The sequence below is a fragment of the Chryseobacterium potabilaquae genome, from assembly GCF_902728265.1.
Classification (GTDB): Bacteria; Bacteroidota; Bacteroidia; order Flavobacteriales; family Weeksellaceae; genus Chryseobacterium; species Chryseobacterium potabilaquae.
Genome location: NZ_CACVBR010000146.1, coordinates 1 through 519 on the forward strand (window position 1 = coordinate 1; position 519 = coordinate 519).

Genomic DNA, 519 nt, shown 5'->3' on the forward strand with positions numbered 1-519 from the left:
GCTATCGTCATATTCAGGATCCTCAATCCTTAACCTTACATATCAAAGAGGAGAGGTATACTTTGTTGAAGAATTTAATCTCTAAGGAGGGCTTAACCGTTAATGCGGTGTTACAGTATGTATGGCACAAACAGTTAAGTATCTACAGCCATCAAAGAACAACAGTAGTAGGAACGACCGTTTCTGGAAGAAGTTTACCTGTTGAGGGGATTGAGAGTTCAGTAGGACTTTATATCAATACCCTTCCCTTGATTGTAGAGCATAAGGAAGGTAAGGTTATGGATGTAATAGTAAATCTTCAATCTTCCGTAAGTGACCTTAACACGTACAGTGATAAGAGTTTATCAAGTCTTCAAGATAATGGAGAGCGTCTATTCAGTAGTTTATTTGTATATGAGAATTATCCTATATCCGATGGAGATGTTTCTGAGGATTTAGATATTCGATTCCGGGATTCTATAGAGAAGGTAGATTATCCCTTAAGTTTAATTGCGTATGAGAGAGGAGAGGAAGTGAGTC

1 protein-coding gene is annotated in these 519 nt (G+C 37.8%); it reads left to right on the top strand.

Going from position 1 to position 519, the window contains the following annotated elements; all coding sequences use genetic code 11:
• Window positions 1-519 (top strand): condensation domain-containing protein (locus CHRY9293_RS18575; RefSeq protein WP_162034332.1); only part of this gene is annotated, 519 nt, incomplete at both ends.